Consider the following 10,290-nt stretch of genomic DNA (forward strand, 5'->3'; position numbering starts at 1 on the left):
GCCGACGGCCAGGGCGAGGGCGGTGGCCGCGACAACGGGGCCGCGTCGGCGGCGTCGGCGGCGGGAGGCAGCGCGCGGCGCCACCGTGGGGGCGGTGTCACGCGGCGCGGCGACGGGCGCGGCGGCTGAGGCAGGGGCTCCGCAGCCCGGGCAGGACAGGGCGCCGTTGAGGTGTCGGCGGCAGGGGGCGCAGTAGTCCATTGCTGGACCCTAGGCAGGGCACACGAACGGCCGATAGGTGCCAGGTGTGAGGCTTTCGGAGAGATCCGGTGTTTACGGGCAAGTCGGATGCCTGGCAGTGGAGTTGACGGAAAGGTTGGCAGGAGCGCTCCGGTTGACGTGCACATGGTGCGGTCGGAAGGTGGTGCTCAGCAGCAATTCCCCCAGCCCCCACCGGGAGAGAAGCCCATGAGGAACCGCCGTCCCGCCGTCCTGCTCGCCGCAGTCGCGATGCTCGTCACCGGCTCCGCACTCGCCCTGCCGTCCGCCGCCGTCGCCCGTGCCACCCCGGTCGGCGAGCAGGCCGCCGCCGTGGCCACCGCCCTCCAGCAGTCGCTGGGCGAGGAGCGCAGCGCCGGTTCGTACCTGGACGGGAGCGGCCGACTGGTCGTCACCGTCACGGACCAGTCCGCCGCGCAGCAGGTCAGGGCGACCGGCGCGGTGGCCCAGCTGGTGACCCGCAGCGGCGCGCAGCTGGCCGCCGCGACCGCCGAACTGGACCGCTCCGCCGCCGTCCCCGGCACCGCCTGGTCGGTCGACCCGGTGAGCAACCAGGTGCTGCTCTCGGTGGACGAGAGCGTCAACGGCGCCAAGCTGACCCAGGTCACCGAGGCCGCCCAGCGGCTCGGTGCGGCCGTCCGGGTGGAGCAGGTGGCCGGCCGGTTCAGCACCAAGCTGGCCGGCGGCGACGCGATCTACGGCGGCGGCTACCGCTGCTCGCTGGGCTTCAACGTGCGCAGCGGCAGCACGTACTCGTTCCTGACGGCCGGTCACTGCGGGAACGCGGTCTCCTCCTGGTACACCAGCCAGAGCCAGACCACCAAGCTCGGCAACACGACCAACTCGCGCTTCCCGGGTGACGACTTCGCCATCGTCCGGTACACGAACGGGTCGGTCCCGCCGTCCTCGGTCGACCTGTACAACGGCACCACCCGCCGGATCACCGCCGCGAGCACCCCCGCCGTCGGGGCGACCGTCTACCGCAGCGGCAGCACCACCAAGGTGCACAGCGGCCAGGTCACCGCGCTGAACGCCACCGTCAACTACGCCGAGGGCAGCGTACGCGGCCTGATCCGCACCACGGTCTGCGCGGAGCCGGGCGACAGCGGCGGCGCCCTGTACTCCGGCAACACCGCGCACGGCCTGACCTCGGGCGGCAGCGGCAACTGCTCCAGCGGCGGCACGACCTTCTTCCAGCCGGTGGTGGAGGCGCTCAGCGCCTACGGGGTCAGCGTCTACTGACGAGCCCGTCCACCCTGCTGACGGACCGTCCGCGCAGCACGGAGGGCCGACCCCGCCTCGCGTGGGGTCGGCCCTCCGGGCGGTCAGGGCGCTCAGGCCCGAGCCGGTGCGGACTCCTGCACCTGCGCGTAGGGAGCAAGTTTCCTGATCGAATCGATGCTCTTCATGCACTGTTCCTTGGTCTCGTGCGGGTCGCTGGTGATCACCACCACGCCGTTGGCCGCCTTGAGCCGGAACCGGTGCACGCCCGACGTGTCGGTGTAGAGTTCGAACTTTCCTGCCATGGGACTGCTCACCTCTCGTAGGTCCGCCCCCCACGGCACCGTAGGACGGCCTTCGGGCGAGGCGCACCCTGGCGCGATCCGATCGGGTGGCGGACCGTCAGAAACGCCTCAGGAGAAGCTCGGTGAAGTCGAGCAAATCAGGCAGACGGGCAGCGGCCAGGTTGGGCTCGGTAGCCGCAGTAGTGCTCTGGATCGAGTCATCCGAGCAGGTCGCCGACGGCAGCGGATGCACCCACAGAGCGGGGCCATTTCACAACCGTCCGGGATACGACGCCCGCCGGCCTCTGACAGCGACCGGGACCAACCCCCTCGGCGAGTCCAACCGGTATGCCGGGCACGCCGACATCCTGCGCGAGGGCCTCGACGGCCGGACCGGGGTGCGCCCCGGACACGAGCAGCAGATCGACCACGAAGCCCAGGCGGTCCACTGCGCGAAGATCGAGCAGGCCGCCAGGTCGGCCGCAGCTTCGGGAACTGTCCGCCACGCACCGGATCGCAGCCACGATCTCCGTTGACCCACCATCAACTGAGGTAAGGCCATCATGGGTGGGGAGTGCCCTGTGACTACCGCCGGGGCGACCCCGTGTGCGCGCTCTGCCTACGGTTCGTCAGGCACGGGAGCGGCGGTGCTCCGAAGCCATCTCGTCGAGGACCACGTCGATCGGAGTCGGGGCGATGCCCAGCACTGACGTGGTGAGCGACGCGTCGAGGATGTTGGGACGGTCGTACAGGTAGAGCATCTCCGGGAACTCCGCCATGACCGAGTCGGTCCGTCCGATCTCCTCCAGCTCGGCCCTGGTCATGTGCGCCGGCTCGGGGACGGGTACCGCGGCTGCCAGGGCCAGGCGGGTGGCCAACTCGCGGACCGGGGCCCGGGAGGTGGACGGCACGTGCCAGGCCCGGCCCCAGGACTCCCCGTTCCCGGCGGCGGCGATCAGGGTCCGGGCCGCGTCGACGGTACGGGTCCAGCTGTGCGGGGCGTCGAGGTCTCCCGGATAGGAGACGGGCGAGCCGGCCAGCACCTGGGCCCCCACCATGAGCGTGAAGGGCGAGTAGGCGCCCACGCCGAGGAAGTCGCCGGCCCGGACCTCGGTCACCCGGACCCGGCCCGCCTCGTGGGCGGCGAGTGCGTCGTGCCACATCCGGGCCCGGACACGGCCCTTGACGCTGGTGGGCGCCATGGGGAGATCCTCGGTGACGGGTCCGTCCACGGGTCCGTAGCCGTAGGTGTTCCCGAGCATGACGTAGTCCGCTCCACTGCGTTCCGCTGCGGTCAGCAACGAGGCGGCCAGCGGCGGGAATTCGGTCGGCCAGCGGTCGTAGGCGGGCATGGCGCAGTTGAACAGCGTCGCCGCCCCACGGGCCGCCTCGATCAACCGCGCGGTATCGGTGGCGTCGACCGCCACCCGGTCGATCCGATCGTGCGCCGGCCCACTGCCCCGGCGGGTGACGAGCCGGACCTGCTCACCGGCATCCGCCAACAGACGCGCGGCGGACGATCCGGTGGCTCCGGCTCCAACGATGACGTGCAAGGACACGCGTGCACTCCCTGGTCGAGGAGCTGGGACCGGCCGTCCCAGCGGCTCTACCCTCCGCCACGGGTGATCCGTAAGGTAGTGGCCCGAATGCCAAACATCCGGAGGTTCGGGCCATGCACCGGGTTGCCGTCATCGCCGTTCCCCCCGCCACCACCTTCGACTTGTCCATCCCGGAGCTCGTCCTCGGCGAGACGGCCGTCGACGGCCGCCCCGGCTACCGGGTACGCATCTGCACTGCTCGTCCCGGCCGCATCACCACCGGCAGCAGCCTGGAGGTCGCCGTCCCCCACGGACTGGAGGCCGTCGACGACGCCGACACCGTCATCGTGACCGGAACCGCCGCCCGCGACGACATCGAACCGAGCGTCCTGGCCGCACTGCGCCGCGCGTCAGCCGCAGGGAAGCGCATCGCCTCGATCTGCACCGGCGCGTTCGTCCTCGCCCGGGCCGGGCTGCTCGACGGCCGCAGCGCCACCACCTACTGGGCCAAGTCCGAGGAGTTCTCCGCCCGTTATCCAGCGGTCCGGCTGCGGCCCGACGTGCTGTACGTCGAGGACGGCAACGTCCTGACCTCCGCCGGGCTGTCCGCCGGCATCGACCTGTGCCTGCACCTGGTCCGTTCCGACTACGGTGCGGCGACGGCCAACGCCGTCGCCCGGCTGGTGGTGGCGGCACCGGTGCGGCCAGGTGGGCAGGCACAGTTCATCGCGACGCCGCTGCCGCAGGAGACGGGCACCTCGTTGGCCGCGACCCGGGCCTGGGCGCTCGAGCACCTGCACGAGGCGCTCACCCGTGCCGACCTCGCCGCGCACGCGAGGACCAGCGTCCGCACGCTGGCTCGCAGGTTCCACGACGAAACCGGCCTGAGCCCGCTGCAGTGGCTCCTCCACCAGCGTGTGATCCGGGCACAGGAGCTCCTGGAGACGACGGAGCTGCCGATGGACCAGGTGGCCCGGCTCAGTGGCCTCGCCACGACGGACTCCCTGCGCCAACACCTGTCGAGGAGGACCGGACTCACACCCAGCGCGTACCGCGCCGCGTTCACCCAGCAGCGGTAGATCGGGATGCTGTCGGTACTCTCCGAGTTCCGGCGGCCGCCACCACGGCTGCGGCCGGCTGCTCCGCCGCGAACTCCGGCCAGTACGACGCCACTTCGCGGCCCTGCTCCGGTGGGCGGAGTACCATGGGTGTCCCTTTCGCCCGGACCTGATGCGTTCGTAAGGTCGCCATGGCAAGTTCGTCGGTCGGCAAGCCCGGCTCGGGGCGCCGCGCGGGGTTCGCGTTCGTGGGCAGGGGAGACGAGCTGCGACTGCTGGTGGACGCCCTGCGCCAGGGGCCGGCGGTGGTGTTCGTCGAGGGCGAGGCCGGGGTGGGGAAGTCCCGGTTGCTGCAGGAGTCCGTCGCGCTGCTGGAGGGGGAGGGGCTGGCGGTCCTGCGCGGTTGGTGCCACCCGCTGCGCGAGCCGTTGCCGCTCGGGCCGGTCGTCGACGCCCTGCGGGACGCGCACGCGCTGTTCGGCCCCGAGACCCGTTTCAGCGCCGCGACGGCCGTGCTCGCTCCGTATCTGCCGGAACTCGCCGGGCGCCTGCCCGCGATCGGTCCGGAGATCGGCACCGAGCCGCGCAAGCAGCAGCTGATGCGGGGGGTGCACGACCTGCTCGGCGCGTTGGGCCCGGCTGTGCTGATGGTGGAGGACCTGCACTGGGTGGACGAGGCGACCCGCGATCTGATCCTGCTGCTCGCCAGGAATCCGCCCCCGCAGCTGCGGTTGGCCCTGACCTACCGGCGGCACGACCTGCCGGGTGCCCGGAACGTGCTCGGCGTGCCGTACCGGCGGCCGGTGGGGATCGGTGGCACCGAGCTCGCGCTGACCTCGCTCACCGAGACGGACGTGCGCGAGCTGGCGGCCTCGGCGATCGGCGGGCCGGCCGCGGCGCGGCTCGGCCAGGTGCTGTTCGAGCGCAGCGGTGGGCTCCCGCTCGTCGCCGAGGAGGATCTGCTGGTCCTGGTGGACCGGCTGGTCGACGGTGTGAGCCCGACCTCGCTGCTGGCGGACGCGGCGGTGCCGCGGGCCTTGCAGGAGGCGGTGAACAGCCGGTTGGCGGGGCTCGCCCCGGTCGCGGTCGCGGTGGTGCAGGCGGCTGCGGTGCTTGCCGTGCCGGCCGGGGAGGAGCAGTTGGCGGCGTTGGCCGGGCTCGCGGACGACCAGGTGGGGCAGGCGCTGACGGCCGCACTGGAGGCCGACGTCCTGGTCGAACGCGGCCCCGGCAGATACGGCTTCCGGCACGTCCTGGCCCGCCAGGTTGTGTACGAGCGGATCCTCGGCCCGCGACGCCGGCGGCTGCACGTCCGCGCCATCGAGTCGCTGAGCGGGCAGGGCACTCCAGCGCTGGTGCAGATCGCCCACCACGCCAGGCAGCTCGGCGACGTCGCCGCCTGGCTGCCCAGGGCCCTGGCGGCCGCCGATCACGCGGTGGCCGTCGGCGACGACGGCGTGGCCGCCGAACTCCTGCAGCAACTCCTCGCCGAACCCGCCCTCTCCCCGGAGGACCGGGCCCGTACCGCCCTCACCCTCAGCAACGTCGCCTTCTGGAGCGCGGACTCGGCGGCCAGTACGGCGATCCTGAGCCGCATCATCGCCGACCCGGCGCTGCCCGTCCCCGTCCGCGGCGAGATCCGGCTCAACCTCGCGCGTACCTTGATGAACACCAGCACCGACCGGGCCCGCCAGATGGAGGAGTTGGAACGCGCGATCACCGAGCTGGACAGCCGGCCGGGTCTGGCCGCCAGTGCCATGGCGGCGCTCGCCATGGGCCACCGTTCGGCCACCACCCTCGCGCAGGACCGGGAGATGATGGACCGGGCCGGGAAGATCGTCGCCCGCAGTGACGACCTGGTGGCCCGTGCGACCGTCCTCGCCCTGACGATCACCTTGCTGGCGGTCTCCGGTGACCCGACGGCCTGGGAGCTCGCGAGGGAACTCCCCCGGGAGAGCACGGACCGCGACGTCCTGCGCCAGGTCGCCCGGGCGCTGCACAACCTCGCCGACGCCGCCTTCGTGTTCGGCCACGACGACCGGGCGGACGCTCCGCTGCACGAGGCCCGCGAACTGTCCCGGCGCACCGGCTACAAGTTGTTCGGGTACGGCTGCGACCTGATCCGGCTGCGGTTGGACTTCGCAGCGGGGCGCTGGGAGGGCCTGGACCGGCGGATCGCGGCGATGATCCCGCAGACCTCCCACGGCAGCGGCTTCCAGACCGAGACGGTGATGGTCAGGGCGGTGCTGAACGTGGCGCGGGGGCAGTGGCCGTGGGCCCGCGAGGACCTCGCGACCTTCGAGGACGGCGATGAGGACCACACCTACTGGCAGCTCGGGCAGCAGGGCGTGGCCGTCCTGGGGCGCATCGACCTGTTGGAGGGCCAGGCCCCCAGGGCGTGGGAGCGGGTGCAGGGGGCGCTGGCGGTCAGACGCCACAAGGGCGGCTGGTGCTGGGCGACCGAGCTGGTACCGGTCGCCGTGCAGGCGGCGCTGGCGTGCGGCCTGCACGACGAGGCCGAACGGCTCACGGCCGAGGCCGCCGCCGGGATCGCGGGCCACGACGCCCCCGGGGCCGAGGCCGAGGACGCCTGGTGCCGAGGACTGCTGGCCGCCGACACCGCTCCCGAGGCCGCCGGCGCCCTGCTGGAGCAGGCCAGGATCCGGTACGAGGCCATCGGCCGGGTGTACAGCGCCGCCCTCGTCGCCGAGCAGGCGGGACGCCTCCGACTCGCCCACGATCCCGACCGGGGTGCGACGGTTCTCCAGCAGGCCCTGGAGGTCTTCGCCCGGCTCGGCGCCACCGCCGACGCGGCGCGCTGCCGACAGGCCCTGCGCGACGCGGGACGGCGTTCGCCCGATCCGCACGGTCGCCAGAGCTACGGCTCCGACCTGTCCCCCCGGGAGGAGCAGGTCGCCGCGCTCCTCGCCACCGGCGCCGGCAACCAGGCCATCGCCCGCGTGCTGGGGCTGTCCACCCGGACCGCCGAACACCACGTCGCCCACACCCTCAAGAAGCTCGGTGTCCGGCGCAGCGAGGTCGGCGAGGTGGTGGAGGGGCACCGCGACGGCAGCTGACCCGGCCCCTGACCTGCCCCTCGTGCCGTCCGCTCCTCAGCCCTTGACCTGGACCTCGGTCCAGACCGGGTTGCCGAACGAGTCGCACCCCACGTTCTGGACGTGGGTGGAGAACCCCGAGGTGGTGCGGGTGTACCAGAGCGGGATGGCAGGCACGTCCTGCGCGAGGACCTGCTGGGCCTCCCGGTAGCCGGCGACGGTGTCCTGCAGGGTGGCCGTCTGGTCGGCCCGGGTCGACAGCCGGTCGAACTGCGGGCTGCTGTAGCCGGTGTCGTTGGACCCGGCGCCGGACCAGTCGCCCTGGTCGAGAGTGAAGCCGATGTTCTGGATGGCGCCCTGCGGGGAGTCGATCGCCCGGTCGCCGAGGTCGGTCCTGTAGCTCGCCGGCGCCGACGGCGGCACCTGGTCCAGGACGGGCGTGCCGTCGTGGAAGGTCCAGCCGGTCTTCAACGTGACGGTGAAGCGCCGTGCGTCAGTGGTGTCGATCTTCTCCGTCACCTGCACCGGATCTTCGCGTCGGACGGGGTGTAGTCGACCAGGCCCTTGAAGAGGGTCTGCATGATGCGGCTGCCGCCTGCCTCGTTCGCGTTCCCGGGCTGGAGCGGGTTCTGCGGCTCGCTGCTCTGGTAGCTGAAGGTCCGGCCGGCGTCGATCGAGCCACCGCCGTCTCCTCCGCCGCCACAACCGGTGGCCACCAGGACCGCGGACGTCGCAGCGGCCGGAGTCGGCCTGGCCGTACGGGCTGAACTCGTGATCGGCACAGCCCTCGAGACCACTCCACGCGCAGCACCGCACGGACCCGTTGCCGCACGCCCGGGGCGGTGAGGGTTCCGCTGTCGGCGGTCTTGACGCCGTCGAGCAGGATCTGGAAGGCGACGGTGCCGCGGTTGCCGACCTCGTCGTCGATGCCGACGGTCGTGGTCAGGGAGGTGCAGGTGCCGCCGAGGAAGTAGGTGATCTCGGAGGTTGCGTTGGTGCCGAGGCCCTTGGCGTACGTGGTGCCGCCGATCTTCAACGGCGCGCCGTCGCCGGTCGCCGACCCGCCGTTGCTCCGGTCGTGCTCCGGCCGGCCGTAGCCGTTGACGGCGTACTCCGGGGTCAGGTCGGAGACGGCGGTGGTGCCGGCAGCGGGGCCGTGGCCGCAGGAGATCCTGGCGTCGGCCCAGTCGGCGTGGTCGTACCAGAGGCCGTCGCCGSCGTCGGTGACGWGCAGGGTGAGCTGCTGGCCGCCGGTGAGGTCGGCGGTGAGGGTCTTGGGYGCGTCSGYGCCGGTGAGGGTTCCGCTGTCGGCGRTCTTGACGCCGTCGAGCAGGACCTGGAAGGCGACCTTCCCGCGGTTGCCGACCTCGTCGTCGATGCCGACGGTCGTGGTCAGTGAGGTGCAGGTGCCGCCGAGGAAGTAGGCGATGTCGGAGGCCGCGTGGGTGCCGAGGCCCTTGGCGTAGGTGGTCCCGCCGATGGACATCGTGCGGCCGTCGAGGCTGCCCTGCTCGCCGTTGCTGAGGTTGCGCTCGGTGGGTCCCCAGCCGCCGACCGGCGGTGCGGACCACACGAGGTCGGAGAGCTGGTGCAGGCCGGTGGTGGGCGCGACCCGGGTGGCGGGGGTGACCTTGTACACCACCGTGTCGTGCGGGGCGACCTGCGCGCTGATCGTCCCCGTGGCGGTCGAGGTGACGGCCTTGGACCACAGGTCCTTGAGCTGGTGGCCGGTGGCGCCGCCGAGGCCGATCGCTTCGGCGGTGGTGGAGACGGTCGCGGCGGTGAGGGTCTCGTTGGTGAGGGTGACGGCCCGGGAGCCGTCGGCGAGGGGCTTGGTCATGACGACCAGGCCGCCGGTTTCGGAGACGACGGTGCCCTGTTGGCCGAGCGGGTCCTGGTCGACGGCGACGATGTCGGGGTTCTTGAGGACATCGACCGTGGCGGCGTCCGCGGTGGCGAGGTTGTTGCCCATGAGCAGGGGAGCCGCCATCTCGGCCCACAGGCTCAGGTGGGTGCGGGCCTCTGCGGGGGTGAGGTTCCCGTTGCCGATCTGGAGCATGTCTGGGTCGTTCCACGCACCGGGCCGAGCGAGGTGGGCGAGGGGTTGGTTGCTGTGGGCGGTGTTGATCATGCTGGACCAGTTGTTGCCGATGTCCGGCGTGGTGCGCCAGGAGTTGGCGACGGCCGGGCGCCAGGGGTCGACGGGCTGCTGGGCTTCGCGGTGGATGCTGAAGAAGACGGAGCGACCGGTGCCGTCGAGGGCGTCGCGCATGGTGGTGAACGCCTGTTCGGCGTTGACGCCGTCCTCGTCGGCCCTGCACCAGTCGTACTTGAGGTAGTCCACGCCCCAGGAGGCGAAGGACCGGGCGTCCTGCGTCTCGTGTCCGAGGCTGCCGAGCTGCCCCGGGTAGTTGTCCCAGATGTTGGCGCAGGTCCGGCTTCCGGGGGTGGCGTAGAGGCCGAGCTTGAGGCCCTTGCCGTGGACGTAGTCGGCGAGGTCCTTGATGCCGGAGGGGAAGCGGGTGGGGTGGGCCTGGAGAGCGCCGTCCGCGTCCCGGCCGGGGGCCTGCCAGCAGTCGTCGATGTTGACGTACTGGTAGCCGGCGGCCTTGAGGCCCTTGTCCACGATCGCGTCGGCCGCCGCCTTGATCTTGTCCTCGTCGATGTTGCAGCGGAAGGCGTTCCAGCTGTTCCAGCCCATCTGGGGGGTGCGTCCGAGCCTGTTGTCGAGTGCGGCGGCGGGAGGAGCGGTGGCGAGCTGGAAGGCGGCGGTGGCCAGCAGCGGGCTGGTGGCCAGGAGGGCGGCGTAGGCGGTGGCGGCCAGGCGTCTGAGGATGGTGGAGCGGCGACGGGGCATGTTCGGTCCGATCGGTGGGGGTGGCGAGCGGGCGAGGAGCCGTCTCGGGGCCTCGCC

At 72.3% G+C, this 10,290-nt stretch carries 8 protein-coding genes and 1 pseudogene; 4 read left to right on the plus strand and 5 right to left on the minus strand.

The genetic code is table 11. The features are described 5' to 3' along the window. A partial coding sequence (locus tag ACXJMZ_RS35320) for an SCO2400 family protein (protein ID WP_457034108.1) occupies positions 1–201 on the minus strand: 201 nt, incomplete at its 3' end. A 207-nt stretch (positions 202–408) separates the two neighbouring features. Here ACXJMZ_RS35320 and ACXJMZ_RS35325 point away from each other — a divergent pair. After that, positions 409–1,461 (plus strand): S1 family peptidase, encoded by a 1,053-nt coding sequence (locus ACXJMZ_RS35325; RefSeq protein WP_457034109.1) that lies wholly within the window; start codon positions 409–411, stop codon positions 1,459–1,461. 92 nt (positions 1,462–1,553) lie between these two features. Here the strand turns inward: ACXJMZ_RS35325 and ACXJMZ_RS35330 are convergent, their stop codons facing one another. Continuing rightward, on the minus strand, positions 1,554–1,745 hold the full coding sequence (locus ACXJMZ_RS35330; RefSeq protein ID WP_057235063.1) for a YegP family protein: 192 nt from the start codon (positions 1,743–1,745) through the stop codon (positions 1,554–1,556). A gap of 305 nt (positions 1,746–2,050) precedes the next feature. On the opposite strand from ACXJMZ_RS35330, the pseudogene ACXJMZ_RS35335 reads away from it, so the two are divergent. Continuing rightward, positions 2,051–2,260: pseudogene (locus tag ACXJMZ_RS35335) on the plus strand (hypothetical protein); the annotation flags it as partial. 93 nt (positions 2,261–2,353) lie between these two features. On the opposite strand, the gene ACXJMZ_RS35340 reads toward ACXJMZ_RS35335, so the two are convergent. After that, entirely contained in the window at positions 2,354–3,283 is a 930-nt protein-coding gene (locus ACXJMZ_RS35340) for an NAD-dependent epimerase/dehydratase family protein (protein WP_457034110.1), read from the minus strand. A 113-nt stretch (positions 3,284–3,396) separates the two neighbouring features. On the opposite strand from ACXJMZ_RS35340, the gene ACXJMZ_RS35345 reads away from it, so the two are divergent. Together ACXJMZ_RS35345 and ACXJMZ_RS35350 are read left to right on the plus strand one after the other, a co-directional pair. Beyond that, a complete protein-coding gene (locus tag ACXJMZ_RS35345; RefSeq protein ID WP_457034111.1) occupies positions 3,397–4,341 on the plus strand; it encodes a GlxA family transcriptional regulator in 945 nt (314 codons plus the stop codon). Between the two features lie 170 nt (positions 4,342–4,511). Next, positions 4,512–7,397 carry an ATP-binding protein gene (locus ACXJMZ_RS35350; RefSeq protein ID WP_457034112.1) on the plus strand — a complete coding sequence of 962 codons (2,886 nt, stop codon included), beginning with the start codon at positions 4,512–4,514 and terminating at the stop codon, positions 7,395–7,397. A 36-nt stretch (positions 7,398–7,433) separates the two neighbouring features. On the opposite strand, the gene ACXJMZ_RS35355 is transcribed toward ACXJMZ_RS35350, so the two are convergent. Continuing rightward, positions 7,434–7,895 carry a hypothetical protein gene (locus ACXJMZ_RS35355; protein ID WP_457034113.1) on the minus strand — a complete coding sequence of 154 codons (462 nt, stop codon included), beginning with the start codon at positions 7,893–7,895 and terminating at the stop codon, positions 7,434–7,436. Further along, positions 7,870–10,233 (minus strand): NPCBM/NEW2 domain-containing protein, encoded by a 2,364-nt coding sequence (locus ACXJMZ_RS35360; RefSeq protein WP_457034114.1) that lies wholly within the window; start codon positions 10,231–10,233, stop codon positions 7,870–7,872. Before ACXJMZ_RS35360 ends, ACXJMZ_RS35355 begins: the two co-directional genes overlap by 26 nt. Positions 10,234–10,290 lie beyond the last annotated feature (57 nt).

Source organism: Kitasatospora sp. P5_F3 (assembly GCF_054049135.1).